The sequence below is a fragment of the Ruegeria sp. C10 genome, from assembly GCF_056537805.1.
Window position 1 is genome coordinate 53,716 of the sequence record NZ_JBQFSC010000008.1, and the last position, 26,347, is coordinate 80,062.

General features: G+C 54.4%; 23 protein-coding genes and 1 pseudogene. 8 read left to right on the top strand and 16 right to left on the bottom strand.

The window, feature by feature from the left end:
* Positions 1–366: 366 nt before the first annotated feature.
* Complete coding sequence (xrtD, locus tag ACR0DE_RS21035; protein WP_170567787.1) at positions 367–1,965, top strand: VPLPA-CTERM-specific exosortase XrtD; 1,599 nt, start codon at positions 367–369, stop codon at positions 1,963–1,965.
* A gap of 323 nt (positions 1,966–2,288) precedes the next feature.
* Here the strand turns inward: xrtD and ACR0DE_RS21040 are convergent, their stop codons facing one another.
* Both ACR0DE_RS21040 and ACR0DE_RS21045 read right to left on the bottom strand, forming a co-directional pair.
* Positions 2,289–2,966, bottom strand: a complete 678-nt coding sequence (locus ACR0DE_RS21040) for a class I SAM-dependent methyltransferase (RefSeq protein ID WP_170399542.1) — start codon at positions 2,964–2,966, stop codon at positions 2,289–2,291.
* A 130-nt stretch (positions 2,967–3,096) separates the two neighbouring features.
* Positions 3,097–4,146: a glycosyltransferase gene (locus tag ACR0DE_RS21045; RefSeq protein WP_480755175.1), complete on the bottom strand. Its 1,050-nt coding sequence runs from the start codon at positions 4,144–4,146 to the stop codon at positions 3,097–3,099.
* Positions 4,147–4,636: 490 nt separating this feature from the next.
* Between ACR0DE_RS21045 and ACR0DE_RS21050 the strand changes: the two genes are divergently transcribed.
* A complete protein-coding gene (locus tag ACR0DE_RS21050) occupies positions 4,637–5,395 on the top strand; it encodes a hypothetical protein (protein WP_480755177.1) in 759 nt (252 codons plus the stop codon).
* 17 nt (positions 5,396–5,412) lie between these two features.
* Here the strand turns inward: ACR0DE_RS21050 and ACR0DE_RS21055 are convergent, their stop codons facing one another.
* The 4 genes from ACR0DE_RS21055 to ACR0DE_RS21070 all read right to left on the bottom strand — a co-directional run bounded on the left by ACR0DE_RS21055 (position 5,413) and on the right by ACR0DE_RS21070 (position 11,262).
* A complete protein-coding gene (locus ACR0DE_RS21055) occupies positions 5,413–7,860 on the bottom strand; it encodes a tetratricopeptide repeat protein (protein ID WP_480563009.1) in 2,448 nt (815 codons plus the stop codon).
* 124 nt (positions 7,861–7,984) lie between these two features.
* Positions 7,985–8,815, bottom strand: coding sequence for a CpsD/CapB family tyrosine-protein kinase (locus ACR0DE_RS21060; RefSeq protein ID WP_480755179.1), 831 nt, complete (start codon positions 8,813–8,815; stop codon positions 7,985–7,987).
* A gap of 30 nt (positions 8,816–8,845) precedes the next feature.
* The gene (locus tag ACR0DE_RS21065; RefSeq protein ID WP_170399527.1) at positions 8,846–10,384 is read right to left on the bottom strand and encodes a GumC family protein; all 1,539 of its coding nucleotides are present in this window, start codon (positions 10,382–10,384) and stop codon (positions 8,846–8,848) included.
* Positions 10,381–11,262 carry an ExeA family protein gene (locus ACR0DE_RS21070; RefSeq protein ID WP_170567779.1) on the bottom strand — a complete coding sequence of 294 codons (882 nt, stop codon included), beginning with the start codon at positions 11,260–11,262 and terminating at the stop codon, positions 10,381–10,383. The genes ACR0DE_RS21065 and ACR0DE_RS21070 overlap by 4 nt, the downstream gene beginning before the upstream one ends.
* A 264-nt stretch (positions 11,263–11,526) precedes the next feature.
* On the opposite strand from ACR0DE_RS21070, the pseudogene ACR0DE_RS21075 reads away from it, so the two are divergent.
* Positions 11,527–11,701, top strand: a pseudogene (locus ACR0DE_RS21075) (IS3 family transposase); the annotation flags it as partial.
* Between the two features lie 183 nt (positions 11,702–11,884).
* On the opposite strand, the gene rfbA reads toward ACR0DE_RS21075, so the two are convergent.
* The 5 genes from rfbA to ACR0DE_RS21100 all read right to left on the bottom strand — a co-directional run bounded on the left by rfbA (position 11,885) and on the right by ACR0DE_RS21100 (position 16,215).
* Positions 11,885–12,754 carry a glucose-1-phosphate thymidylyltransferase RfbA gene (gene rfbA / locus ACR0DE_RS21080; RefSeq protein WP_223118741.1) on the bottom strand — a complete coding sequence of 290 codons (870 nt, stop codon included), beginning with the start codon at positions 12,752–12,754 and terminating at the stop codon, positions 11,885–11,887.
* Complete coding sequence (rfbD, locus tag ACR0DE_RS21085; protein WP_480755180.1) at positions 12,755–13,633, bottom strand: dTDP-4-dehydrorhamnose reductase; 879 nt, start codon at positions 13,631–13,633, stop codon at positions 12,755–12,757. It abuts the gene before it with no gap.
* Positions 13,630–14,670 carry a dTDP-glucose 4,6-dehydratase gene (gene rfbB / locus ACR0DE_RS21090; RefSeq protein WP_170408827.1) on the bottom strand — a complete coding sequence of 347 codons (1,041 nt, stop codon included), beginning with the start codon at positions 14,668–14,670 and terminating at the stop codon, positions 13,630–13,632. Before rfbB ends, rfbD begins: the two co-directional genes overlap by 4 nt.
* Positions 14,667–15,236, bottom strand: a complete 570-nt coding sequence (gene rfbC, locus ACR0DE_RS21095; RefSeq protein ID WP_170399786.1) for a dTDP-4-dehydrorhamnose 3,5-epimerase — start codon at positions 15,234–15,236, stop codon at positions 14,667–14,669. The genes rfbB and rfbC overlap by 4 nt, the downstream gene beginning before the upstream one ends.
* A 211-nt stretch (positions 15,237–15,447) precedes the next feature.
* Entirely contained in the window at positions 15,448–16,215 is a 768-nt protein-coding gene (locus ACR0DE_RS21100; protein WP_170399801.1) for a WecB/TagA/CpsF family glycosyltransferase, read from the bottom strand.
* 224 nt (positions 16,216–16,439) lie between these two features.
* On the opposite strand from ACR0DE_RS21100, the gene ACR0DE_RS21105 reads away from it, so the two are divergent.
* The 3 genes from ACR0DE_RS21105 to galE all read left to right on the top strand — a co-directional run bounded on the left by ACR0DE_RS21105 (position 16,440) and on the right by galE (position 18,851).
* A complete protein-coding gene (locus tag ACR0DE_RS21105) occupies positions 16,440–16,577 on the top strand; it encodes an integrase core domain-containing protein (RefSeq protein WP_480755182.1) in 138 nt (45 codons plus the stop codon).
* 168 nt (positions 16,578–16,745) lie between these two features.
* Positions 16,746–17,519 carry a 4'-phosphopantetheinyl transferase family protein gene (locus ACR0DE_RS21110; protein ID WP_223118729.1) on the top strand — a complete coding sequence of 258 codons (774 nt, stop codon included), beginning with the start codon at positions 16,746–16,748 and terminating at the stop codon, positions 17,517–17,519.
* A 318-nt stretch (positions 17,520–17,837) separates the two neighbouring features.
* The gene (gene galE / locus ACR0DE_RS21115) at positions 17,838–18,851 is read left to right on the top strand and encodes a UDP-glucose 4-epimerase GalE (protein ID WP_170598672.1); all 1,014 of its coding nucleotides are present in this window, start codon (positions 17,838–17,840) and stop codon (positions 18,849–18,851) included.
* Here the strand turns inward: galE and ACR0DE_RS21120 are convergent.
* The 3 genes from ACR0DE_RS21120 to ACR0DE_RS21130 all read right to left on the bottom strand — a co-directional run bounded on the left by ACR0DE_RS21120 (position 18,848) and on the right by ACR0DE_RS21130 (position 21,128).
* The gene (locus tag ACR0DE_RS21120; protein ID WP_480755191.1) at positions 18,848–19,018 is read right to left on the bottom strand and encodes a hypothetical protein; all 171 of its coding nucleotides are present in this window, start codon (positions 19,016–19,018) and stop codon (positions 18,848–18,850) included. The two genes, galE and ACR0DE_RS21120, sit on opposite strands and share 4 nt — an antisense overlap.
* Positions 19,019–19,098: 80 nt before the next feature.
* Entirely contained in the window at positions 19,099–20,355 is a 1,257-nt protein-coding gene (locus ACR0DE_RS21125) for a hypothetical protein (RefSeq protein ID WP_170399773.1), read from the bottom strand.
* 176 nt (positions 20,356–20,531) lie between these two features.
* Complete coding sequence (locus tag ACR0DE_RS21130; RefSeq protein WP_170399770.1) at positions 20,532–21,128, bottom strand: polysaccharide biosynthesis/export family protein; 597 nt, start codon at positions 21,126–21,128, stop codon at positions 20,532–20,534.
* A 365-nt stretch (positions 21,129–21,493) separates the two neighbouring features.
* Here ACR0DE_RS21130 and ACR0DE_RS21135 point away from each other — a divergent pair, with 365 nt between their 5' ends.
* Positions 21,494–22,552: a tyrosine-type recombinase/integrase gene (locus ACR0DE_RS21135; protein WP_480755184.1), complete on the top strand. Its 1,059-nt coding sequence runs from the start codon at positions 21,494–21,496 to the stop codon at positions 22,550–22,552.
* A 200-nt stretch (positions 22,553–22,752) separates the two neighbouring features.
* On the opposite strand, the gene ACR0DE_RS21140 is transcribed toward ACR0DE_RS21135, so the two are convergent.
* Complete coding sequence (locus ACR0DE_RS21140; RefSeq protein WP_255612277.1) at positions 22,753–23,277, bottom strand: isopropylmalate isomerase; 525 nt, start codon at positions 23,275–23,277, stop codon at positions 22,753–22,755.
* A 183-nt stretch (positions 23,278–23,460) separates the two neighbouring features.
* Entirely contained in the window at positions 23,461–24,477 is a 1,017-nt protein-coding gene (locus ACR0DE_RS21145) for a replication initiator protein A (RefSeq protein WP_480755186.1), read from the bottom strand.
* Between the two features lie 466 nt (positions 24,478–24,943).
* Here ACR0DE_RS21145 and ACR0DE_RS21150 point away from each other — a divergent pair, with 466 nt between their 5' ends.
* Positions 24,944–26,329, top strand: a complete 1,386-nt coding sequence (locus ACR0DE_RS21150; RefSeq protein ID WP_480755187.1) for an AAA family ATPase — start codon at positions 24,944–24,946, stop codon at positions 26,327–26,329.
* Positions 26,330–26,347: the final 18 nt, after the last annotated feature.

Genomic DNA, 26,347 nt, shown 5'->3' on the forward strand with positions numbered 1-26,347 from the left:
TTTATATCTCGCCCCCGTGTTCTGATCCTTGCAGGAGACTGTAACTTTATATGGCCTTCATTACCGGCGGTCGGATACAAATACTCGCGCGCAATGGTGACCTCTCCGGCAATGAGGAACAAATTTCGCCATGTGCTGAGTAAATCGTAGCCTCGAACCAAGCTCAAGGCCATTGAAACATTTCTCCACCGCCGCGAAGGCTATGCTGTCAATCTATGTACTTCTAACACAAAAGCCGCCTAGACGATGAAGATCTATGACATGATTTTGTCTGGTGGGCGTTTGAAAAGCTTTAATGACTACGCTTAGGATGACATAGCTTCCGCAAGATACGGCAACCCGGCCCGACCAGATAAACAGATCCTCATGACTGAATCCGCAGCCCAAACCGTTCTGAACCACCGTGTAGGTAAAAGCCTGCACTTGGGCCTTTTATGGCTTTTGGTGGCGACGGTGGGGGCGTTCATATTTCTATCACCAGGACTTGATGCGCTGCGCATTGCCTGGGGCCTGCCAGAGTACTCACACGCTCCGTTGATCCCGGTTCTGTCCGGGCTTCTTTTCCTCCGCCAACTCAAAGACTACCCCGAACGGCCCGGACCCATTGGTGATCGTTGGGTCGGAGTGGCAGTCGTGGCATTGGCACTCGTTTTTGGTGCGTTGGCACGGCTGGCTAATATCGACGACATGGCCGCCTATGCGCTGATCCTTTGGGTCGGCGGCATTCTTTTGATCAGCTTTGGCTGGTCCACCGGAAAACACTTCTGGCCGCCGGTACTGCATCTTGTCTACATGCTACCGCTGCCCGACACGCTCTATTACAAGATGTCTACCTGGCTGCAACTGATCTCATCCGAATTGGGCGTATGGATGCTAGGGCTTCTGTCCGTACCGGTCTTTCTTGACGGCAACATCATTGATTTGGGCGTCACCAAACTGCATGTGGCCGAGGCCTGCTCTGGGCTCAGATACCTCTTTCCGATCCTCAGCTTCAGCTACATCTTTGCCATCCTTTACAAGGGCCCGATGTGGCACAAAGCTATACTGTTGATCGCGGCCGCGCCGATCACCGTCATCATGAACTCGGTCCGCATCGCCATCGCGGGAACCGTCGTCAACTACTACGGGCTCGACTGGTTGGACGGGTTTACCCATTTCTTCGAAGGATGGGTGATCTTTGTTGCCTGTGTGTTGCTTCTGTTTGTTCTTGCCCGGATCATGCTGTTCTTTAACCCCGTGAAGATGAGCCTTACCGAAGCTCTGGATCTGGAAACGGACGGGCTTTGGACTCAAGCCAAACGCATACGTTTGGTTCAGCCTTCAGCCGCACTAATCACGGCCGCCATTCTGGCCGTCGGGGCCGTCGCAACATGGCAGATGATCCCCGAACGCGGCCAGATCGAAGTGGCCCGTGAACGCTTTGCACTTTTTCCCCGAACCCTCGGCGACTGGCGCACAACCCCCCATCAGCGGCTTGACCCAGTTGTGGAGGAGACGCTTGGCGCCGACGACTACCGCCAGGTCAATATGACCCGAGCGGATGGCGCTGAGGTCGGACTTTTCATGGCCTGGTATGCGGATCAGGGTCGGGGTGGCGTTCATTCGCCTGAGATATGCCTGCCCGGTAGCGGCTGGGAGATCGCCTGGCTAGAACGAACCGACATCGCTGCAGAAGTCGGCAGCGCGACGCCCTTCATGATCAACCGCGCAATCGTTCAGCACGGCGAGGCGCGGATGATGGTTTTCTACTGGTTCGACCAAAAAGGCCGAAAGGTAGCATGGGATCTAGCAGCAAAGTTCTGGCTGATGGTGGACGGCATCCGAGAAGGGCGGACAGATGGGGCACTCATCCGGTTGAGCACGCCGATTAGACCAGGTGAAAGTGATGCAGCAGCGGAAGAAAGGCTGCTGGATGCGCTGATGGCGATTGAACCGCCATTGCCTCGGTTTGCACCGGCGGGATAAACTGGGTCTAAACTCTTGACGCACCCCGGAGTGAAATGAACAACGAGGGATGTTCCGGGTTTTGGACGCATCGTCTCAAATCCTATTTTGTCATTCTAAATTTCTGGATTTAGTTCGATTCTGAACGATATGGATGATAAGTTCGCCCGTGCGCCAATATAGCCCAAACGGTTCGAGCAATTTTGATTGCCAAGGCGACTACGACTAAGCGAACGGGCTTTTTCCCCAGCACAACTCTAACCCAAAGCGCGTTTTTCACCATTTGAGTTCCGTCTCGGTACGAGCTCAAGCTAGGCTGCAATGAATGGACTGGCTTTCGGCGCCTACATCTGCTCTGAAACCCGGCCCTTGCTGTTAGACGGAGGTTTGTAGGCCACGTAACTCTTGGGGAACCCAAACTTCCATTCCGTCCACAGTATGCAATTAGGGAACAAAGACAAAATTTCAGCTCTCAGTAAGACAGTTGTCCCGGCCACCATGTCCGTCCAAGCAGGCAATTTCTTATACCAACGAGAAATTAATCGGCGTTTTAACCACTCAGGATAGGCCCACCAAAACGGCATGTTGCAATGAGCTTCAATTGGAAACCAAATAGAAGGAGTTTGAACCCAGTAGCTTGGCGCCAGTCTCAAGACCTCTTCAGCCATCGCTCTACGCTTGTCGATCGCACCAACATGCTCAATCACACTATTGGAAAAAACTATGTCATAAGACAAGTCATTGGCAAAGTTTACGTCACATGCGTCTCCGTCCAAAATTTCAATCTCATGCAACTCGTGACTTGCATCAACCGTCTTCTCAGGATCTGGCAGATTTACGATTGTCAGTTTCAGAGGGACAGGGAAACCTCTCCAAAATTCTACCGTTCCCCCTAAGTCGATGATGCGTTCGCCGCCTTTAATTTTCATACGCTTCAAAAACTGAGCTTGGCGACGTTCGCGAGCCGCATCGGAAAATGGCTTCTTCATACTCATCAACGTATTGAATAAAAGATACTTCATATCGAACCCTTATGATATGTTTGCATGAAACATGTTCGTGGCTTTGTCGCACAAACCCGGTGAAGCTACCCATTGATCCGGGCTGCGGGGGAAGGTCACCACAAGACGACCTTCCCGGGCAATCCGTTGTTTAAAGATACTTCTTAATGACCTCGCAGCGGTGCTGGAAGACCGCATCGTCGGTATAACCCTCTCCATCCCGCAAGGCTCGGGCCATCATGTCTCCGAGTAGTAACCGATCTCCAGCAATCGACTGCACTGTTTCACTCAGGGCAGCGACATTGTTCAGTGAAACGAGTTGTCCTCCACCATGAGTCGAAATCAGATCCTCGGGATAGGCGCTGCTATAGCCGACGATCGGCGTACCAGAGACCAGCGCTTCGATTAGGCATCGCGGGGATTCCGGCGTCTTGTGGCAGAAAAGGAAAATATGGGCCTGTCGCAAGTGGTCGAAAACCGCAGCGCGGTCATTCACGAAACCTGTGAAGGTGACGTGGCTCTCAAGGCCTGCGTTGGCGACGCGCGCCCTCATGTCTGCTAGATTCGGTCCATCACCCAGCCATGTGGCTTGGAAATCCACTTGTCGCTTGGCAAGTGTCTCAAGAACCTCCACCCAGTCTTGCGGACCCTTCATCGCGCTCGCCCTTCCTGTATAGACGATCTTCAGGGGCCCATTGTTCGCAGCGACAACCTTAGCCTTCAGAGCTTCGGGAGGGAGATGTTCCGAGGCCTTGATGTGGATGTCGTGCACGAGTTGTGGTTGGCGGCAATAGGGGGCATAGGTCTCATAGGTTTCCTTGCCGTGAAACAGGCCCAGAGCCGCGCGTCGGATGATAAATTTTTCCCATTCCCACATGGGCCGATGTTCTAACCGCGCTCTGATCCGGCGATGCCAGAGCGGGTTACTAGACGCTGTGCGGCGGGTTACCTCAGATTCCACCCGGTCGGTCCAGATCGCAAAGGGTCGACCCGCCATATGGGCCTGCCAAGCCCCAACCGATCCCCAATCTCCAGTAAGGCCACCGATGGAGAAGGCTACGTAGTCAGCTTTGTCGATCTCCGCGCGTATTAGATTCCGGGTGGCTCGATAGTGGCGAAAAAACTGATCAGGACGATAGGCCGTTGGCAGAGGCAAGATACGAATGCGATCCAAGTTTGGCCCAACGTTATTGATTGGCACCCAAGCGTCTGGCAACTTTGTATGAGAGACGGGGTGCATCGTAATCAATTCATCAAAATGTTCCGCCCAGAGCCTCAGCCCATTGCAAGCTTGATCCTCAAGATACAGTCCGGAATCGGTTTGCACTAATGGTACTGGCGCATAAATTAGTAGCTTGCCCGAGTTGGTCATGAAGATCTGTGTATCCCGTTATGAAATCGATTCCAGAATGTATACCTTGCAATGAACTAGTTACCGCTGCACATATCCAATAGGGTTCATTTTACCATTAAACACGCACACGAATACGAACATGTTTTTACATCGCATCAAACGAAAACTCACGCCACTATTGCTACTTTTTCTATCCGCTTGCGGCCTGGTCAACCGCTGTAGCACGCCTGATCCGGTGGACGAAGCGCAATTCAGCATGATCTACGATAGGCCTGCATCGGCACCCGAGGGCCCACTCAATGTCTATCATCTGGGGCACAGTCTCGTGGGACCATACATGCCGGGGATGTTGCAGCAATTGGCGGAACAGGGCGGCAGCGAGGGACACAGTTTCAACAGTCAGCTTGGTTGGGGGACGCCGCTACGTGCGCATTGGGAGCCAGATGTGGTGATCAATGGGTTTGAAGAGTCTAACGGTCCTCCCGCCTTTCGGGATGCAAAGGAAGCCATGGCGTCAGGCGACTATGACGCGGTGGTGTTGACCGAAGCGGTCGAGATCAAGGATATGATCAAGTATTTCGCGCCGCATGAATATCTGCGCAACTGGGCCGTCGCCGCTTGGGAGGGCAATCCAGAGACACGTGTTTACCTTTATGAAACCTGGCATCCATTGGATGATCCGGAGGGTTGGCTCACACGGCTCGACCGGGATTTGAGTCTTTATTGGGAAGGCGAGATTCTCAAACGCACGCTGGCCTATGAAGAAGTCGACAAGCCGATCTATGTCATCCCAGCCGGGCAGGTCATGGCAGCTTTTGTGCGCAAGGTTGAGGCTGCTGGCGGGGTTGGGCCCATCCGTGATCGCAACGATCTGTTCCATGACAACATCCACTTCAGTGAATACGGTGGCTATCTCGTGGCGCTCACTCACTACGCTGTACTTTATGGGCGCTCGCCCGTTGGCTTGCCTCACCAATTGCAACTGGCTGATGGTAGTCCGGCTGCTGACCCAGGTCCCGAAGCGGCGAGGTTGATGCAGGAGACCGTTTGGGAAGTGGTCACATCTTATCCACCAAGCGGGGTGCCCCAAAACTGAAAGCGGCGCGGGCCAGACTATTCCTCCGCAGGTGGGAGTGCTTCCAGCCGCGTGATCTCGTCGCGGGCGATGGCTATCTGCGGGCGGGGGTCGTCTTCCCCCGCAAACTCCAGTACCCGGCGGTACTGTGCGATGGCGTCCTCATCGCGCTCCAAAGCGGCGTAAGTCTGGCCGAGGTGGAATTGAACGATTGGATCCTGCGATAATTCTGCGGCGGCGCTTTCGAGATAGGGCAGGGCCTCTTCCGCCTCACCGCGGCGAAAGACAAGCCAGCCATAAGTGTCCTGAAAGGCGGGCACATCTGTGCCGTTCAGGCGCCGGGCTACAGCCCAGGCGCGTTCAAGGCCGGCGTCATCTGTCTTGTGGTTTGTCAGCAGGCTGGCGAGATTGTTGGCGGCAACAAGGTCGTTGGAATTGCGCTCATAAAGCAGCTCATAATTGGCAATGGCGCCGTCAATATCGCCAGCCGCTTCCAATTCCCCGGCTTGCGCCCAAAGAAGTTCGCGGTTGTAGGGCAGAGCGGCGCGCCCGTCACGCAGGGTCTGTGAGGCGCTGTCGTCTTTTCCCTGAAGGCGCTGGAGGCGATAGAGTTGGACCCAAGCCCGACCCCGTCTGGGATCTTCTTCCACCAGGATCTGAATCTGATTTTCCGCCACATCCAGTGCGCCATTGGCGGCATGTGAGGTGGCCAGAATGAAACGCAGGGCTGCATTGTCAGGATATTCCGCGACAAGCGCCTCAGCCTGTCTCAGGGCTGCCTCTGTTTGCCCGCTGCTGAGGCGTGCGCGCAGAAGCGCAATCTGAGTGTTGAGGCTGGCGTCTTCCCGCTCCGCGAGTTCGCGCAGATATCCAAGCGCCTGTTCGACGCCTTCGCGGCTGCCCAGAAGCCGGGCCTGAAGCGCATCCGCCACTGCAAGGGTCCGCTCTGTGCTGATGCGGCGCAGGCGCGCGATCACGCTGTCAGCGCGCGCGTAATCTTCCGCAGCCAGATAGACTTCGCCCAGAAGCACCAGAATATCCGCATTGTTCGGTGCCCGACGCAGGGCCGGGATCAAAACCTCTTCCGCCGCGATATAGCGTTCGTCACTTGCCAGAACCCGGGCATAGCGCAAAGACGGTTCAGGCGCATTGTCGGAGGCATCCACCGCCAGCGCAAGGAAATCGCGGGACAGTTCGTGATTGCCAGCGCGCGCATAGGCCTGGGATATCAGGTCCATGGCGGCGACATCATCGGGCGCCGTATCAAGGGCTAGACGCAGCGTGGCGATGGCCTCGTCCGCTTTGTCGTCCTGGATCATCCAGGCCGCCTGCATCTTGAGCGCTTCGACACTGTCGCTGTCTGCTTCGAGCGTGTCTGCCACCAGTTGGCGCGCGCGGGTCTCGTTGCCGGTCTGAAGCAACATCCGGGCCAGTGTGATGCGGATGCGGTTGGCTGTGTCGGAGTCTTCTTCGGTGCCTTCCAGCATTGTTTGCAGCGTTTCGATCGCCGTGTCTTCTGCGCCGTTTTCGAAATCGATGGCCGCAAGAATGATCTGTATCCGTTCTGGGTCCGCTGCGACCTCCAATGCAGCGCGCAGCTCGGCGCGTGCGGCGTCTGGCCCCTGTCTCTGGTTTATGAAACGCACTAGATCGATGAAAAGCGTAGGGTCTTCTGCCGCCGGATCCGACACCTCGCGGAGAAAGGCTTCCACCTTGTCAGGCTCGCCCCGGGCCAGCAGGAACTGAATGAGTTGGGTCTTAGGTTCATCATCCTCGGCAAACCGGATGACTATGTCGCGTAGCTGTGTTTCAAGTGCTGTGAAGTCGCCTTGCCGTTCGAGCAGGACAAGTTTTTGCGTATAGAGATCGCGATTGTCCGGCTGCTTGGCGATCATTCTCTCCAGCTGTACCAAGGCCTGATCGATGGCCCCGTCGCGGACATAGGCGTCAAAGAGGATCAACTGCAGGATGTCATTATCCGGGGCCTCTTGTGCCAGACCCGCAGCCTGATCGCGCACGGCATCTCGTGCTGGACCATCGCGCGCCTCCAACGCTTGCTCATATTGCAAGGCCAGCGCGATCATCTCAGTGCGCGGCGCGTCAGGCGCGAGAGCAATCACCTCGGTTGCATGGCGGGAGAACTCTTCCCAGTTGCGTGCCGCAAATGCAATCTCTGCCAGTACCGTGCGCCCTTCGACATGATCAGGCACCTGTTCGACCAGCCGCAGATACTGGCCATAGGCGGCCTCCTTGTCGTCTTTCTGCAGCATCAAAGCTGCCATGGTTTCGCGCGCTGCGACATGGTTGGGCATCAGTTCAAAGACATTGCGTAACTCGACCGCCGCCCGGTCGAGATCCCCTTCTTCGATTAGTTCTTGGGCTGAGGCGAAATAGGCTTCGGCGCGCTCTTCAACGGACTTACAGGCCGTCAGGCCCAAGCAAAGCATGAATGTCAGAAGCAGTCGCCTCAAGATTCGGGGAGGCATAGATTTGGTCCTAATCATGGTCGCCTATTCGGTTCTGCAGTCTTTTGTATGTTAAACTGCTCTATGTAGGAGCGTTTGCCTTCAGGGCTTCACTGTTCCTGTCAAACCCTGCCTCTGCCAAACATCAGCTCAGATCGCTGTCAGAGAGTGTGCCACGGCGGCAGCCATTTAATGCCACTCCCAGGACATTGGTATTGGCGGCAACCTCGATTTCAGTCCGATCAAGCTTTTTGAACTTGGTATATTCCGCCCGTGCCACGATCAAAGCGCAATCGACATTTTTGAGGAACGCCAAAGCTTTGTCAGAAGAAAGGGCTGAGGGTAGATCGAAGATCATGATGTCGGGAGCATAGTCGCGTTGGATGTCATCGAGAAACTCAGCTGTGCGGTCCATCATCAGAAAACGCGTGGGGTCTTTTTCGGGATGAGGTGAAATCGACACAGCCACATTGTCTGTCACCCGCACCGCCTGTTTTTCAAAGGCGATCATATCCGTGAGCACTTCCGGCAGACCATAGCGCATCTTGAGATCGAAAAACTCATGCACCGAGGGTGAGCCAAGATCGAGATCAAACAACATTGTGCGCGAACTTGTATGCCGTCCCAGACCCAGTGCAAGATTGCAGGCCAACGTGGTCTTGCCACAAGATGGTTCCGGCGAAGTGATCGCCAGACGCGACCAGCCGTTTTGCTCCATCTGAAGAATAATCTTGGTGCGTAGAAGGTCAAAAGGGGTGGCATCACTGTTTGCCTCGCCCGCGATGATCCGGTGCTGTCGCAGCACCACAGGCGACAGGTCAAAGCGGGGCAATGCCTCCCAGATGGTTTCTGTCGTATTAGATTTGGAAGGCTTGCGCACGTGTTGATCTCGCAGAACGGGACCTGGGCGTACGGTCTCGGTAGCCTCATGGCGTGCGGCGCGCGCCTTCGCGAGAGCGGCCTGCAATTTTTCCATCCAGCTTTACCCTTCTAACCGTGGCGTCTTTCAAGCCAGGCCCATCTGGACCAGAACCCGGTTCACCAATATCTCGAGCGGCACATATTCAGTATGTACGTAATAAAGCGCCGCTGGCACAGCTACTATCACAATAGCCAAAGCACTCAGCCTAAGCAGGCGCCGCCGCCATTTCTCTCCCCGGCTTTCCAGATAGGGGATGACGCCAATGGGCACGATTTCAAACCGGGACTGCAACTCTGCAGGATGGCGCACCCGCTGATTGAGCAGTTCAAGAAGCATGAAATATGCCAGCGCCAATGCACCACCAACAGCGCCTCCCATCACCGCGATTTTTTTGCGTGCCGGCCCAGACGGTTCCTGCGGTACGCTGGCGCCTTCGATGAGGCTAATACGCTCGCCTTGCGCATTGATTTCTATTCGCTCTGCCATGCGAGCTTGGTTAAGATTGCCCAACACTGAGTTGTAGCGGGTTCGGGCGCTTTCGAGATCTTGTTCGAGACGCTCCAGCGTAATCGAATTGGTGGCCGTGGCGGCAATTGCGCGACTTAGTCGCTCCAATTCTTCGTTCACGCGCACAATCTCCAGATCGATCTCTTCGATGCGTGAATCCATTTCTGCCAGTGTGATGTCGAGAAACGTCGGCTCTGCCTCCGTCCCCTCCTGCCAATCCCCGGGATCCCCTCCGGAGATTGCGAGTTCTAACTGCTCAATCTGTCTGCGCAGTTGAACAACCCGCGGATTGGAATCGGAATAAACGGTCAAATCCTCCGCCAGTTGAAGCTCGAGTTGCTGCAGGCGCTGCTCTTCTGGCGAAAGTTCTCGTCGCGTATCGGAACCAAGCCGCCCGGTTGCTTCAAAAACGGCGATCATCTCACTTCGCTGACTAACAATGGAAGCCCGGTCCTGCTCAAGCCGACCAAGCCTCTCCTGCAATGTGGATTGGCGATCTTGCCGATAGCTGAGATCTTCTGGAAGAGCGTCGACATTTTCATTCTTGAAGGCGATGATCCGACTGGATTCTTCTTCTATTTCTCCAGCAAGCCGCGCGGCCTCCTGTTCAAAGAAAGACAAAGTGTTTTCTGTCCGCTCGCGTCGGAAAGAACTATTCGCCTCCAGCACAAGGGTCACATAATCATTAACGACATCTGCCGCGATTTGGGCGTCTCTGGCATCAAATTGGATGGCCATCAGGGAGGCTTGACCGCGCCCACCACTGCGAAGGATTCTGGTACTGTCCCGCATCGCCTGCACAATCCGGTCGGGCGTCATTGCAGCCATGCCTTCGAAGACCTGATGTCTCTGGGCGATATCAATGAGATTGGCCCGTGTCATCAGCTGTTCTTCTATCAACTGCAACTGCTCGGCCACTTCGGTTCGGATCGTAGATACCACCATTTCATCGGGGATTTGCGGCGGATCCACCTGCAATCGTGCTGAGGACATGTATGTCGGCGGCAATTGCAAGGCTGTGACAACCCCAAGCCCGGAGCAGATCAGAAACAGCGCCATCATGACCGGCAGGCGCCGCTTGAAGAGAGACCAGTAAAATCGAAATGGCAGGTTCATTTGGCAGATTTTCCAGTCAAGACGTAATGATCCGCCAATGACACAGGCGCAGCTACTGTCTTCAGGATCACGCCATCGGCGATCAATTCCTCGATCGTTGCCTCATCGACACGCGCCTGATCAGCGCTGGCAGCATAGACCAGCGCCAAATCGCAAATCTTGTTGATCATCCGCGGCACCCCACCGCTATAGTCATAAATCTTGTTCAGAGCGGCTTCAGTGAACTCCTGGCCGCTGCCCCCGACATGCCGAAGGCGGGAAATGATGTAGTCACAGCTGGATACTGCATCCATGGCCCCCAGATGATAGCTGACAGAGACGCGCTGTGCGAATTGGCTGAACTCTGGCTGCGAAATCATGTCACGCAGTTCCGGCTGGCCAATCAGGATCAGTTGCAACAATTCGTCTTTGCTGGAATTGACATTGGTGAGCATGCGCAACTCCTCCAATGTCTCTTCGGAAAGGTTTTGCGCTTCATCAAGGATCAACAGGACCGATCGACCATCTGCATATTGCCCCAGCAGGAAATCGACAAATTGTTGGTAAAGCTCCACATAGTCGGCATTAGTGTCGTACGGCAAGTCAAAGGCGTTGAGCACCCAGCGTAAAAGCTCGCCGCGCCCGCCCTGCCCATTGGAGATGAGCCCCACCACCACATCATTGTCGATGCGCTCCAGCAGCGCATAAAGCGACGTGGTCTTTCCCGCGCCAACCTCACCTGTCAGCAAAGTAATCGGTGCGCGCGTCACCAATCCGTATTCCAGCACCGAGAACGCACGCTTGTGGCCTTTGGACCAGAACATGAAATCCGGATCTGGTGGCAGCGCAAACGGACGCTCCCGAAACTGGAAATGTTGGAGATAAAGATCCGCTTTCAAGATACTGATCCAAATATTCTGGTCCGTTGGCCGGGCACGATATTCCGGTTCGAGCCCAATGCATACAATATTCTCGTCCAACGGACTATAACGGCCCTTTTGACACGTTTAAGATAAAGCACTTGGAGCTCGGATTAAATGGGTAGGGTTATTCGAAACAGAGTGTTTCCGATGGGCCATGTCTGACGTCAGCACCAATGGGACAGTTGAAGGTGATTTGATTAGAGAGGGTTTCTGGCTCATCGTAACCGCCAAGGAGTGGAGATGAGAAAGCAACCCGGAACCAAGCTGAGCCACGGTGAGAAGGTCGTAAAGGACATTCGCCGTGCGACCCGCAAACAGTATTCCGCAGAAGAAAAGATCAGGCCTTTCCGGATGGCCGGAAGGGTGAGGATAGCATGCCGAGTTCTGCCGCTGTGAAAGCATTGCACAGAGCCTCTAATACAGCTGGTCCAAAGAGCTCCTGGAGGCGAACACTGCAATACAGACAACCCGTAAACGGCAATCACTAACATGCTGTGTTCATAGAGTGAATCCCCAAGTTTGTGCAACAAAGCCATAGATTTTGTAAACGTGTTAAACGAGAACAACAATTTAAACCAATCGAGATACTTCACATATATCAATTCAGAAGTAGTTTTAGATACTTACCATAAGTAGACTTAGCAAACAGCCGGGACCGTTCTTCAAGCGCTTCATCATCAATCCAGCCGTTAGCCCAGGCGATCTCATCCAGGCTGCCGGTCTGCATCCCTTGCCGGTCTGTAAGTGTGCGCACGAAGTTTCCCGCATCCAGCAGCGACCCATGTGTACCGGTATCCAACCAGGCAAAGCCACGGCCCATGGTCTGAACATTTAGCAAGCCTTCGTTCAGATACATCTCCAGCAGGGACGTGATCTCAAGCTCGCCCCGCTCGGACGGTTGGACCTGACGGGCACGGGCAGGGGCATCGCCGTCAAGGAAATAGAGCCCGGTCACCGCGTAGTTTGAGGGCGGTACTTTCGGCTTCTCGATGATGCCGCGTACTTTCTGACCTTCGAAATCAACCACGCCGTAGCGTTCGGGGTCGGCAACGCGATAGGCGAACACAGATCCACCACGCTCTTGTAGATCTGCTTCGCGCAGCAAATCCGGCAGGCCGTGGCCGAAGAAGATATTGTCACCCAGGATCATCGCGGACGGGGCACCTGCAAGGAAATCCTCTGCCAAAGTATAAGCCTGCGCCAGACCGTCAGGCGATGGCTGAGTGATCCAGGTAAGCGACAGGCCGTACTGACTGCCGTCACCCAACAGACGCTGAAACTGATCCTGATCCTGTGGTGTTGTGATGATCGCGATCTCGCGGATCTGTGACAGCATGAGCACGCTCAGCGGGTAGAAGATCATCGGCTTGTCATAGATCGGCAGCAACTGTTTTGAGACCGCCATGGTGATCGGATACAGCCGAGTACCCGAACCGCCAGCCAGAATGATACCTTTGCGTTGCATGATCTATCCTTTCAAGGCAGGGCTATCTGCAACCTTCAGATCGGCCAGCACCTGCGCCAATCCGGCTTTCCAGTCAGGCCGCCCAAGCCCGTAAATGTCATTGAGCCGCGAACACTCCAGCCGTGAATTCAGCGGTCTGGGGGCCGGGGTCGGGTAATCTGTTGTCGGAATATCGGTGATCTGGGTTGCCAGCCCCGCCTGCGAGACAATTTCGCGCGCGAAACCGGCCCAGCTGACATCGGGTGTCCCGGAATAGTGAAACAGCCCGCCTTCGGCCTGTCGTCCGGTTTTGGCTATGGCCAGCAGCGTCTTGGCAATATCAGCTGCCGGTGTCGGCCCCCCGATCTGATCCGCCACGATGGTCAGCGTGTCATGGGTCTCGGCCAGCCTAAGGATGGTTTTGACAAAGTTGTGTCCGTGGGCCGAAAACACCCAACTTGTCCTTAGGATCGCATACCACCCCCCCGCTTGGGAAATCTGGTGTTCTCCCACCAGCTTGGTCTGGCCATAAGAACCCAAAGGGTCTGTCGGGTCCTGCGTGGTGCGGGGCATATCCCCCGCCCCGTCAAACACATAGTCGGTTGAGATGTGTAGGAAGGGCAAATCACGCTCTGCTGCGGCGCGCGCCATAGCCCCCGGTGTATCCCCGTTGATCACCCGGGCTAGCTGGGGCTCATCCTCGGCCTTGTCGACCGCCGTGTAAGCTGCGGCGTTTATGATCACATCCGCATCCGTGCTTCGGATAGCGTCAACACAGCTCTGCGGATCAGACAGGTCCGCTTGGGAGCGGTCCAGCGCCTCGACCGAGATGCCGTGCGTCGGCGCGCGTCGGCGCAGTTCCGTAGCAACCTGCCCGCTATGGCCGAAGACCAGTGCCTTCATTCGGCCACCCCGAGCCGCTCTCCCACGCCGCTGCGGTTCTGCAGAGCAGCCAGCCATGCGCCGTTGTCCAGATACCACTGAACCGTCTGTTCCAACCCGGTTTCAGGTGTGTAAGAGGGGCGCCAGTTCAACTCGTTCCGAATACGGGCTGGGTCGATGGCATAGCGACGATCATGACCGGGGCGGTCAGTGACAAAGGTGATCAGATCGGCGTAGGGCGTTTTGCCCGGCTTCAACCGATCGAGTATCGCGCAGAGCATTTTGACCAAATCGAGATTGGTCATCTCGTTCTCACCGCCAATATTGTAGCTGCGGCCCAGCTCACCTTTTTCCAGCACCAACAGCAGTGCCTCAGCATGGTCTTCGACATGCAGCCAGTCGCGGATGTTGTCCCCTGCCCCATAGATCGGGATGGGTTTGCCAGCCAGCGCGTTCAGGATCACCACCGGGATGAGTTTTTCCGGAAACTGATAGGGGCCGTAATTGTTCGAGCAATTGGTCAGAACCACCGGCAGGCCATAGGTTTCGCGCCAGGCCCGGACAAGGTGGTCGGACCCGGCCTTCGAGGCCGAATAAGGCGAATTGGGCTGATAGGGGCTGTCTTCGGTGAAAAACCCGGTCTTGCCCAAAGATCCGAACACTTCATCGGTTGAGATATGATGAAAGCGGAAGCTCTCGGGCTTGCCGGCACCGATCCAATAGGCGCGCGCGGCTTCCAACAGGACATAGGTGCCGGTGATGTTGGTGTCGATAAAGGCCGCAGGACCATCGATCGAGCGGTCGACATGGCTTTCGGCGGCCAGATGCATGATTACATCCGGCTGGTGCCTGTTCAAGATCGCCGCCATCGCCCCCGCATCCCGGATGTCAGCCTGCTCGAATGCGTATTCAGGCACATCCGCAACGGAAGCGATATTCTCCAGACAGGCCGCATAGGTCAAAGCATCGATATTGACGACCGCATGGCCTTCAGCAATTGCGCGGCGGATGACAGCAGAGCCAATAAAACCGGCACCGCCCGTGACCATAATTTTCATTCACCATCCTCAATCACAAACGGAGTATCTATATTTCGCAAAAATGGAGCTGCTTTATCTTTATCTGACAATTGCGGTTCGGCTAGGTCCAGCGGCCAATTAATTCCAATATCGGGATCATCCCACCGAATGGCGCCTTCTGTTTCCGGAGCGTAGGTGTCGGAGCATTTATAGATGATCTCGGTCTCCGGCTCTAATGTCATGAAGCCATGAGCAAACCCGGCGGGCACCAGCAACATTCGACCGTTTTCAAAACTGAGTTCTGCGCCGACCCAATCGCCGAAGGTGGGAGAACCTTTGCGGATGTCTACGGCGACGTCAAAAAAGCGTCCGCGCCCACAGCGAACCAGCTTGGCCTGCGCTCTTGGAGGCGCTTGGAAATGCAGGCCACGTATTGTGCCAACAGCACCGGAAAGCGAGTGGTTATCCTGAACGAAGACCGTATCGATGCCCGCATCGGTAAAACTGTTCACGTTGTAGGTTTCTTCGAAGAACCCGCGATGATCACCAAACCGTCTGGGCGTGATCAGGATCACCTCTGGGATTGCAAGAGGTACCAATTTCATCGTCACAAATGTCTTATTCCACTATGTGGCATTGTCACACTCATAGGTCATGTCATAGCTGTTCGTGCATGTCCACTGAGGTTATCCCCGAGAGACACAGGAGATAGTGTTCGATGCGCACGACAAGGCGTTCGCTTTCTTCGGTGGGCCCTGTGCGTGGGGCATTTACGATAGTCCGGGGCGGTCGCCGAAATGCCAGATGGATCGCTTGTCAATTCTGTCTCCCAATCCGTCGCGCCTCGCGCACCAACCCCGGTAAAATCAGAATACATTGCCAATAGCGCCCAGCTAGGCGCTTTGGGTTCCTCAGCATACGCCATACCCATTCTAGCGCCAGTGTCCTTACCCATTTGGGTGCACGAGTCTGGCTACCCGCGATGAAATCAAGCCCAGCACCGATTGAGACAAATCCGCAGCCAGGAGCATGCCTGCGCCCTTCAATCGCCAATTGTTCCTGCTTGGGCGCCCCCAAAGCCAGAAAGCACAGTTGCGCTCCGGACTGTCGTATTGCTTCAAGATAGGAAACAGCCTTCACCCCCTGGGGATCAAACCCAAAAGGGGGCGCAATCTGTTCAACCACACGCAATCCTGGGTATTGGATAGTCAATCTCTGTGCCGCCCGATCAAGTGTTTCAGGTGTGGCTCCCAAAAACGCCACAGGTACATTATCGCGAGCGGCCATTTCGGCCAGAGGCTCTATCAACTCGGATCCCGGCATCAGATCAACCTCCCGCCCCGCCATCCGCGAGAGCCACACGATCGGGTTTCCATCTGCTACAATATGACTATGCGCTTTATAAGATTGGAAGAAGTCAGGGTTGCCACGCATCTTCACAATGTGGTCGAGGTTCAATGTCGCCAGTGCAAACCCCTGACTTCTTTGCCAGTGCTCCTGGATGCTTTTGAACAATCCAGCCCGATCAGGGAAGTTTACAAGATCCAGAACTTTGGCTGTATGCTGGATATCTGTCTCACTCATTGCCGCATCACTCATACAGGCTGCCAGTGACGGAAATAGGAACTTGGTCTCTTCCTTGATGCGTGAGTGTCCTTTCATTGTCCATAGTACTTTGCAAAAGCATCTGGCTCTTTTCGAACCGTTTGGGCAAATTCTTTCGGCTTCAGTTCAGATCTTGCTTTGTCTAGAATCTTGAACACAGATCCGGGTGTTTGATCCCAGGGTTTGATGGTGCGATCCGTTCGTTGGAAGAGAAGGAAACCCGCGAGAAGATCACAGCCTGGAAGGAGGACTATAACCAATACGGACCCCACTTATCCCTCGGCAATCTCACGCCGCAGGAATTTGCAACGAAATCGAGACTGGAAACCAAGGCCGCATAAGGTCAGGAATCAAACGACGGATTCTCCTAAACGCTGGAGGGAAGTTGGGTCTTAGGTCATGATCTTTACCGACAAATGCTTATTAGAGCGTTCACTTTCTCCATGGCGGACCTTTTATGAATCGGGAAGCTCAAAAATGCACAATTCAATAGGGTCATTGGAAAGCTAATGGCACCCATTCTTGGAAGTGAGGGAATTCCCGGTGATCTGGCGGAATTGTCTGGTTCATTCCTCGCAGGCATTAGTAGTTACCCAATCATGCGCGCGCGTATGACATTGCTTCAATGCTGCTATGATGTCGACCGTTTTGAAGATGCTCACTATAAAACCTTGGGTGTGCGCTTTCCCGAACAGTTCAAATACGCGGTTAAAAGTCGCCGCGCAGAGTATCTTGCAGGGCGAGTTCTTGCACATGTCGGATTGTCGAGTCTTGGTATCAAGAACGTCCACATTCCGTCAGGCCGCAACCGGGAGCCGATCTGGCCTAAAAGTGCAATTGGTTCAATTACTCATTCTTATGGTCGTTGCGCAACCATACTCTCAAACAACTCGAGGGATCGCGTAGGGGTAGATATTGAACGTATAGTTGACGGTGAAACGCTCGCTGCAGTCCAAGAAGTATGCCTTTCATGCAAGGAACGAAAGCTACTGAACACACAAACTGGTTATTCGCGCCTCGAGCTGGCTACATTGATGTTTTCGGCAAAAGAAACACTTTTCAAGATGCTCTACCCGTCAGTTCGTTGCCACTTTGGTTATGAGACTGCGATGGTAAGAGAAATTCCTACAAGCGACACCATAAGTCTTTACCTAACGGAGAATCTTCGAGGCGGTTTTCGTTCAGGCTCAACCTTCGAAATACGCTTTAGTTTCCATTGTAATTTTGTGCTCACTTGGGCGACGCTAGGTGAGCCAAACCCCCAGCCGCGCTCTATTAGCTGAGAAACGACGAAACCCATCCCGACCAGCGGGGGGCATCAACTGCTCCTACCCATAGCAGACCAACCGACAACCACGATTGATCAGGCTGAAGCAATCCTCTGAGGTACAAAAGAGATTAAAAACCAGTCAATCGAGAAACCCGCATGCTGCGTCAAGGGAATGCGGCGCAGATTGAAACAGCGTCGCCCCTGATCCCACGATGCCGGCCATCCGCTCGTGCTCCAAATCATTTGATGGCTAACACGATTGCGTTGGTATAGGGTCTCCTTTGGCTGAAAGACCGTGCAACGATAACAAGGCGACAAGGAATTAGGCGGTATGCGTGTACTGTTGACCGGCGGTGCCGGATATATTGGAAGCCATACGCTATTAAAACTGCTGCAAGATGGCATTGACGTGCTGGCGCTGGATAACTTCTCCAACAGCTCGCCTGAAGTGTTGCGCCGGGTCCAGAAACTAACCAACTCGAGCTTTGCAACTCACGTTGGCGATTATCGCGCCCCAGATGTGCTTGATGAGGTCTTTGAGAAATTTCGCCCCGACGCGGTCATTCACTTTGCGGGATTAAAAGCGGTTGGTGAGTCCAACGAAAAACCACTGACCTATTACGCGCAGAATGTTTCGGGCAGCATAAACCTGCTGGACTGCATGCAGCGGCACGGCTGCCAGAATATCGTCTTCTCATCTTCTGCCACGGTTTATGGCGAGGCGCAGTATCTTCCGTATGACGAAGATCACCCACTAAACCCCACCAATCCGTACGGTCGCACAAAATACTTTATCGAAGAGATTATCCGCGATTGGATTGCTTCACGACCGCACGCGAGTGCCGTCCTCTTGCGGTATTTTAACCCGGTTGGGGCGGATGAGTCTGGCAATATCGGAGAGGATCCGCGCGCGATCCCAAATAATCTGCTGCCCTACATCTCTCAGGTGGCAGTCGGCAGACTCAAAGAGCTCAGCATTTTTGGCAACAATTATGAAACTCGGGATGGCACGGGCGAGCGTGATTATATCCATATTGATGATCTAGCGGCAGCCCATCTTGCCGCCGTCAAATACGCTCACGAGAACCATGGATGCGAAGCCATTAATGTCGGTACCGGAACAGGAATCACTGTATTGGAAATGGTGAAAGCGTTCGAGGAAGCATCAGGCAGAGAAATCCCATTCAAAATCGCGGAAAGGCGCCAAGGTGATGTAGCACGTAGTTTTGCCGAAGTGTCCAAAGCACAAAGGTTACTTGATTGGACCGCTAAGCGTGACTTAACTGATATATGTAGAACAGCATGGAACTGGCAATCTAAAAACCCGTCGGGCTTTGAGCATTAATCACTACCTTGGGTTTTGATGTTACCTGAGAAGCAATGAGCAAATTGCCCTACCTTTCCCACACCTAGCGAACACCCCGATGGGTCCGGGGAATTTTCAGGTGGGTGTCCCGCGTTTTCAGGCACTTCCCATGCAGCCTCCAGAAACTGGCGGTGCTGTGAAGCCATGATGGTGACTTCTTTGGAGGAAAGACCGAAGAACTCGACATCAAACTCTTCAAACCGACCCAAGGAGCATCAGCAACGTGTTAGGGCCGCCAGGCGAACTCTCTACCAATTGAAAAAAATGCTAAAGGGCTTGTCGCGCGGCCGAGGCCGTCTTCGTCTCGTATACGGTAGTTAAGGCCGGCATTTAAGACCCACTCGGACTCAAGCTCATAACTATAAACAGCATTCAAATCTGTCCGCTCAACGCGTGGGTCAACGATAGTATCATCGGTAAGGACTTGGGTTGCGGAAAACCCGAGACGGGAAGAGGGGCCAAGACCCAGAATATAGACGATGTCTAAGATGTACTCATCGCGAAACACGTCATCATCTGTAATAACAACATCCCGGTCAAAAAAGACACGGATTTCGTTTTCTCCGAAAACTTGAGCGTAGCTTAACGACCCGATGGGCTCAGTCTTTCCATCATTTGTATGCGCAACGCCAAGGCTCGCCAAAAAGTCCCCGCCGAGGACTTCTCTGCTACGACCAACCCTCAACCTATTGAGGCGCCCGGCTGTAGCGAGCTCAGTTTCCAAATCGAATGTTGCCGTACCGTTTGGCATATCATGTTCGATACCGAAACTGCCAATCGGGCCAGTGGTAAGCGCATCACCCTCTATGTCGCGCCGATCATCAATGTCGGTATACCCAAAGGCAAAATTGACGCGAGTTCTTGACGTGAGTTCGTGGAGTAGTCCAAGCGTTATGTCTTTGGTAGTCCGATGCCGTTGATCCGGATCATCTTCTTCAAATCGCTCCGCGCTGACATCTACGGTAGCTGTGGTTATTGGAGATAAGGCAAAGCTGACTCCCGCTCCTGCACTGATGGTACTGTTATCAGAAAGCGTTGGGCTTGTTTGATCAGTATATCTGAGTTCCTGGGCATCTACGCGGAAATAGTATCCAATCAAGTCCCGGCGACCAAAGTCCATTTGGAAGGCCAGGTTGTATTCATTGCGCGTTCCGTCGCCGGTCAGGTCAGGGAAATCGGACGGTATGCGTAGTACACCATCGTCATCGAGGAAAGTTCGCAGCGATCGCGAAAATCCGATATCGTAGCTTGAGAAATCGGCACCAAAATCTAAGCCAGCGTTGGCCCCATCACGAATGTAATCAAAATTGAAAATTGAATCGCCAATATCGAATTCATTACCTCTATTTGGCAAATCAGACCAACGCAGGGCGGTGACGGCATCCAAACTCAGGCTTTGGATTGGGGTTTCGCTGGACAGCCCGAATGACAAGATTGTCGAAGAAATCGTTCCATGGCCCTCTTCGGGGACATCAAGTGTCAAGTTTTCTCCGGATTCTATACGTTGAGCGAGGCCTAGCGTCATTTGGGGGCCACCGGGATCTAGGTCTACACCTTGAGCTCTGGCACGATTATCTGAGTTTACGACAAAACACACAGCGCCACACAACGCCGTCTGTACAAATAGCCTTTGTTTCACTGCCCCGCCCCTTTTCGGGGTTATTCGAACAAGCGCCGTTCTGGAATTACGATCACATCTCCATCGGCTAGCTTTGTCGACGCCCCTGTTCCTGTGCCATCCAGCATCGCATCATAGTTAAACTGGTACACGGTTTCTTTACCTGATTTGTCTGTACGGCGCAGCATTATCCGTTTTGTAGCGGCAAATCTAGAAAATCCACCCATCTCGCCGAAGAATTGCAGAAGTGTTGTACCACTTTCCGGTGTATGTCGCCCTGGTGATCCGGCTTCGCCTATCACAAAAACATCAATTGTTCTGCGAAATGGCTCTCGCGGCTCATTGAGTGAACCGAGCGACACAAAAACATTCGGCTGAGAGGCGAAGTTAGGAGCCAGTAGCTGCGCCAGTTCATTGCTAACCTGTTCAACGCTTCGACCTGAAGCACGCAGCGTACCCGCTAGCGGTATGTTGATCCGACCATCCGGAGGTACTAGGACTTCACGGTTCAGACTTTCATCTTCCAGCACTTCAATAAGCAGCGTATCACCTGATTGAATGCGATAACCCTGCGCCATGGCTGGTAATGCCATAGCCCCGATCACGATTGAAGCGAGCAGCACGACAATAGATTTCATATTCAGACTCTTCCATTTTGCCTTGAGCTCTTCTCGGCGATCTGCCGAATACTCAGTGACCTTTTACCGTTTCATTTTGGCCTTCTTTTGCTGGGAATTCCACGGTTTCTTCCAAATCGCATGAAATTTGTCTTTCTTTGACGTGGTTTGGTAACGATAAAAGACTTTTGAAATTTTTGCTGCTCATCAACCAATACTACCCCCGTGCTAATCTGATAAAAATAGGATAAATGTCAGCTTAGCGCGCATTATTCTAACCTTATGCTTATTATTAGGTATGTACTATAATTCATCAATCATATCCGATAAGTATCCCTTATCAGGAGTAATTGATCTTGCCGCGAAAACCGCGCAGAATGGACCACATGAAGCCCCCTGCCCCATATCTCCCGGCCGCCTCCCCTGCCCTGTCTCAAGCCGATCAAGAGGCGCTGACGGACCTCTATGTCCGCGGTACGCCTGCCAATACGCTGCGGGCTTATGAGCGCGACCTGCTCTATGTCACCGCCTGGAAGTCAGCGCGCTTCAGCACGGCGCTGGATTGGCCTGAGAGTGAGGCCACAGCCCTGGCTTTCATTCTCGATCATGCCCGCGATCTTGGCGATGCGCCCAAAGGCGACATCGCCCGGCAGGCGGCGGAAGGACTGATTGCGCAAGGACTGCGCAGATCGCTGGCCTGCCCTGCCCCGTCGACACTGGACCGGCGCATCGCCTCCTGGCTGGCCTTTCACCGGATGAAGAACCTTGCCTCACCGTTCGATGCGCCGCAGGTCAAGCAGGCCCGCGCCAAAGCGCGTCGTGCCGCTGCGCGCGCCCCAGCCCCGAAATCCGCCCATCCGATCACCCGCGATGTGCTGGAGCAGATGCTGGCCACCTGCCGCGGCTCCCGCCGCGACTGTCGCGACCGGGCGATCCTGATGCTGGGTTGGGCCTCGGGCGGCCGGCGCCGGTCTGAGATCACCGGGCTGCGGCGCGAAGATGTGTCGCTGAAAGAGTTTGAGAAATCAGGCGTGGTCTGGGTCTCCCTGCTGGAAACCAAGACCACGAGCAAGGGCGAGACGCCCCGGTTGGTGCTGAAGGGCCGCGCCGCACAGGCGCTGGTGTATTGGGTCGAGGTTGGACAGATCGAGGATGGCCCCCTGTTCCGCCCGATCTCGAAAGCGGACCGGGTGCTGAAGCGCCGCCTGACCCCGGATGCGATTGCGCAGATCGTCAAGCACCGGCTGAAACTGGCCGGGCTACCGGACGACTTCGCCTCACCCCACGGGCTACGCTCGGGCTTTCTGACCCAGGCCGCGCTCGACGGCGCCCCGATCCAGGCTGCCATGCGCCTGTCGCTGCACCGCTCTCTCGCGCAGGCACAGAAATACTACGATGACGTTGACATCGTTGAAAACCCAGCGGCGGATTTGTTGGGATATTAAAGTTTCAGCGGAGAATCCGGCGATGTCATCAAGGTTTCTGCGGCTAGTGAAAGATAAGTTCACAGGATTGGTTAAGCATCGAAGCCTTAAATTTGAAGTAATAAAGTTCTACCGTATTTTTGATTGCGGCGCTTTGTTACTCATTATGGCTGCTTTTTCGCCCTGCCCCATTTCTCTTGATAATGTCCAGTAATCTTGCCTTATCGGACTCGATCAGAATTCCACCGAGGATGCAGAAGACCTGCGATCAGGATCAATACAAGACCGGACAGTTCCAGAACCCAGTTTGCCCGGATGGAATAAATCTCCATACCGATCAGCGTATCGACATGGTGAAAACCAGCCGCGCGGATTAAGATAAAGGCCAATACAACACATAGCCCCAAAAGCGCGAGCCATGTTCGTCTCAGACTTCTTCCCAACAACAGCGCCGCCGCCCAACCAATGATCAGGCAGCAGATCCCAACAGCTCCAATGAAGGCCAACTGCACCGGACGACGGTTCTCATACCAACCCTGCTCGATCGCAAGACAGCGTGCGGAAGCGGTTAGAAAAGATTGCAGGTCTAATTGCTTATTGAGCGCGAGCAGAGACAAAAGCACGGCCAATAACACCCAGAACGCTCTTTCCCGGCCCGCCAGAGCCGCAGGAAAATCCCCAACTAACGCAGTACGCAAGCTTACAACCGCCGCGACAACATAGGCAACCACTGTGAGCCAGCCCATGAGACTCGGGTCTCCAATCGTCGGCGACCAGCTTTCAAACGCACATTCCAGCATAACGCCCTTCCAAGCTCAGTCCTGTTGCCCTTTATTCCACATCTCTAAAACACAACCCTTTTCGCATGCGAAACACTAGCGCAAGCGGTTCCGAAAAATAGGGGAATTCCGAGACACCTGACCGGAAAATCACATCTCGGCAGCGCGTTTCTTTACCCACCCAAGAAAGGCAGCGTCCGCGCTTTTGAGGCGGGGTTGGCCGGAGGCGTGCCACATGGCGCGCCAGTCGGCCTCCAGCGCATAGACATCCCAGCCAGGTATCAAGCGACGGGCGGTCTCGAAAGTCTCCGGGGCAAGCGCAGCCCCTGCTCCTGCGGACTCCTCAATCACGGCCATCGGGCGCACGCAGATCATATCCCCCGGCTCCTCGGTGAGCGTGTAATCCGGCAACCGGCCATCACGAATGATCTCGCGCACCATGGCACGGAACACTCTGCGCGGAGAGGCCGAGCCCGACTTCTTGCAGAGCACCTCTATCGAAACCCGCCATTCCGGCTGACGTCCGCAATGCTTGCGTGCCAGCTCGTAAAGACGGCGCTCCAACGGGCGGCGCAGTCGGAAATACTCTCTATTCAAGGTCAAAACCGACTTCGCCAGTACGGCACGATAGAGCCAGTCAGACAGTGTGACCGCCACGCTGACCATACGGCCGCCGCGGGTACGCCGCACAATTTCCCAGCGTTCGATCAGACCGAACCCAGTGGTGACTTCGAGCGGATCATCCTTGGGACCCGTGGCGATATTGGTGGTGATGCGTGTGCCTGCCAAGCGCTCAAAGGCATCGCGCAGCCGTCGGTAGCCATCCCCGGAGGTTTCCCGCCCCGTCGCCAGCAGCAGGTCATGAGCGGTCAGCGTGAGTGTACGCGCCGTCGGTTTGCCTGCATTGAGCGCGGCCACCAACTGCGAGATACAAAAGATCAGGATATCTGCATCAAAGATCGTAGCGCGCCCTTTGACGGATGGCGTGACCACAACCTCCACATCATTGTGCCGGTATTCGAGTATGCGCCGATCTGGACGCGTCGAGAGGGAAAAGAGCGGATGCTCCATCGAAGCGAGATCATGTTTGGGCACCGCTGCAAAGAAATCGCAAACGAAAAAGTCCTCAGGTCCCGCCCCGCCGCCGGTCGCAATACCTGCATTCATCAGAAGGCTCCGATCCGCAATGCGGTCGGTAGAAAATATGTCATGGCTCTGCTCGATCCCACCGCGCTTGTCCCGATCAGGCTGCCCGGCTTTCGGTGTTTCATTAACACCCGACCCTAGGGGAGGGGTTCGATTCTGTCCACAGGACCACTGTTCAGATCGTGGCTTCAGAGTCGCTCAAACGTGGGATCAGAATCACTCTATCGTGGCTTCAGAGTCACTTGAAGACAAAGAGGTATCTAAAATATATTCAATATCAATATGTTACCGAAGACATGGATATTCTGTAACTATATAATAACTAAAAATTAACAAGCTTAAGGGACCAAACCAGCAAATCACCAAACCTTTTCACATTAAGGCAAATCTCTGAAATTACTTAGAAAGAGTCGGAAGGGGCATATGTTTTCTTGCATGTACCATGATTTTTGATATTCTGGAAAAAACGTGATACATGGAGAGGCTTATGAGCAGAGCAGACCTCCCGCCCTATTTCAACATCTCTCCCGATGCAGCTTTGTCATCATTGCAAAATTCTGTGTGTACTCAAGACTTCAGAGAGATTGCGGAAGCCTGTCTAAAGGGGCGCACAGATCTTGCAAGCCGAGGGCTGGATGCAACAGGGGCCAAGAACTTGCGCCTGTTCTCCACGTGGGAAATCACCAAATATCTGATCCCCGTAGCTCCCGCTCATTTCCGTCGTGTGTTGCGCACTCATCCTGACTTGCCACAGGGGCGCTCTGAGACAGAGGGTGGCGCGAAGTGGTTTACCTTTGATGAGGTCTTGCGGTTGCGGGCGCATTTTGGTGCGGAAGGATCTAAGGCCAAAGAATATCTGCCTTATCGTCCGGAGGGCCTGCCCGCCAAGATTGCGGCCGTGGCCAATTTCAAAGGCGGGGTTGGCAAGACTTCAACGGCAGCGCATCTCGCAATGTCTGCCGCGCTCGACGGCTACAAGGTGCTGGTGATTGATCTCGACAGCCAGGGGTCGATGACGTCAATTCTTAACGGACAAGTTGAAGACGAATGGCAGACGGTCTTCCCACTGATCGCGCGGCATTATGCGATGCATTTGCGCAGCGAAAACCAGCGGCGGCTGGACCGAGGCGAAGCTCCCCTGCCACTTGATGAAACACTGACAGAAGCACTGGACATCAGCTCGGTGGATCTCATCCGCCCCACCCATTGGCCCAACATTGATCTGATCGGTGCGCAGTTGAACCTCTACTGGTCCGAATTCCAAATCCCCGTCTGGCGTCTTGCCGCTCGCAGCTGGAAGCTTTGGGATGCTCTCACCGAGGCGCTGGAAGCCGATGGCGTGCTGGATCAGTATGATCTCATCGTGCTCGATACGCCCCCCGCCCTTGGCTATCTGACAATTAACGGCCTGGCGGCAGCGGATATCCTGATCGTGCCCACCGGCGCCTCCTTCGTGGAGTTTGACAGCACGGGGCGGTTTTTTGACATGATGCACTCTGCTTTTGAGTCCATTGAAGAAGGTGAAAACATGGCCGCACGGGCGCTTGGGCGTGCCGAGCTAAGATTTGAGTGGGATGCGGTGCAGACTGTGATCACCCGTTACGATGCCTCGCAACAGGCCGAGATGGCAGGGCTCATGCAGGCCTATCTCGGGCGGCGCCTGTCTCCCTTCCGGCAAGATTACACTGCTCTGATTGGTCAGACGGGCGAGCAGGTGCATGGTATCTATGAGGCTGATTACCGCGACTTTAACCGCGACACCTATGCCCGCGGACGGGCAACCTTCGATGAGACCTATGCCGCATTCAAGCAACTTCTCATCGGAGCATGGCGCCGTGATGAACTGGCGCAGGCGACATCGGCGGCTGAGTAACCAGACAGGGAGACAGAG

What these genes read in the sequence shown, in the direction of transcription:
- ACR0DE_RS21050 (WP_480755177.1), top strand. Translation starts at nt 4,637, where the DNA reads ATGCCGGGGATGTTGCAGCAATTGGCGGAACAGGGCGGCAGCGAGGGA.
- ACR0DE_RS21145 (WP_480755186.1), bottom strand. Translation starts at nt 24,477, where the DNA reads ATGAATGCAGGTATTGCGACCGGCGGCGGGGCGGGACCTGAGGACTTT.
- ACR0DE_RS21065 (WP_170399527.1), bottom strand. Translation starts at nt 10,384, where the DNA reads ATGAACCTGCCATTTCGATTTTACTGGTCTCTCTTCAAGCGGCGCCTG.
- ACR0DE_RS21100 (WP_170399801.1), bottom strand. Translation starts at nt 16,215, where the DNA reads ATGAGTGAGACAGATATCCAGCATACAGCCAAAGTTCTGGATCTTGTA.
- galE (WP_170598672.1), top strand. Translation starts at nt 17,838, where the DNA reads ATGCGTGTACTGTTGACCGGCGGTGCCGGATATATTGGAAGCCATACG.
- rfbC (WP_170399786.1), bottom strand. Translation starts at nt 15,236, where the DNA reads ATGAAATTGGTACCTCTTGCAATCCCAGAGGTGATCCTGATCACGCCC.
- ACR0DE_RS21150 (WP_480755187.1), top strand. Translation starts at nt 24,944, where the DNA reads ATGAGCAGAGCAGACCTCCCGCCCTATTTCAACATCTCTCCCGATGCA.
- ACR0DE_RS21140 (WP_255612277.1), bottom strand. Translation starts at nt 23,277, where the DNA reads ATGGGCTGGCTCACAGTGGTTGCCTATGTTGTCGCGGCGGTTGTAAGC.
- xrtD (WP_170567787.1), top strand. Translation starts at nt 367, where the DNA reads ATGACTGAATCCGCAGCCCAAACCGTTCTGAACCACCGTGTAGGTAAA.
- ACR0DE_RS21040 (WP_170399542.1), bottom strand. Translation starts at nt 2,966, where the DNA reads ATGAAGTATCTTTTATTCAATACGTTGATGAGTATGAAGAAGCCATTT.
- ACR0DE_RS21110 (WP_223118729.1), top strand. Translation starts at nt 16,746, where the DNA reads ATGGCACCCATTCTTGGAAGTGAGGGAATTCCCGGTGATCTGGCGGAA.
- ACR0DE_RS21120 (WP_480755191.1), bottom strand. Translation starts at nt 19,018, where the DNA reads ATGGCTTCACAGCACCGCCAGTTTCTGGAGGCTGCATGGGAAGTGCCT.
- rfbB (WP_170408827.1), bottom strand. Translation starts at nt 14,670, where the DNA reads ATGAAAATTATGGTCACGGGCGGTGCCGGTTTTATTGGCTCTGCTGTC.
- ACR0DE_RS21130 (WP_170399770.1), bottom strand. Translation starts at nt 21,128, where the DNA reads ATGAAATCTATTGTCGTGCTGCTCGCTTCAATCGTGATCGGGGCTATG.
- ACR0DE_RS21060 (WP_480755179.1), bottom strand. Translation starts at nt 8,815, where the DNA reads ATGGAAAAATTGCAGGCCGCTCTCGCGAAGGCGCGCGCCGCACGCCAT.
- ACR0DE_RS21135 (WP_480755184.1), top strand. Translation starts at nt 21,494, where the DNA reads ATGAAGCCCCCTGCCCCATATCTCCCGGCCGCCTCCCCTGCCCTGTCT.
- rfbD (WP_480755180.1), bottom strand. Translation starts at nt 13,633, where the DNA reads ATGAAGGCACTGGTCTTCGGCCATAGCGGGCAGGTTGCTACGGAACTG.
- ACR0DE_RS21055 (WP_480563009.1), bottom strand. Translation starts at nt 7,860, where the DNA reads ATGCCTCCCCGAATCTTGAGGCGACTGCTTCTGACATTCATGCTTTGC.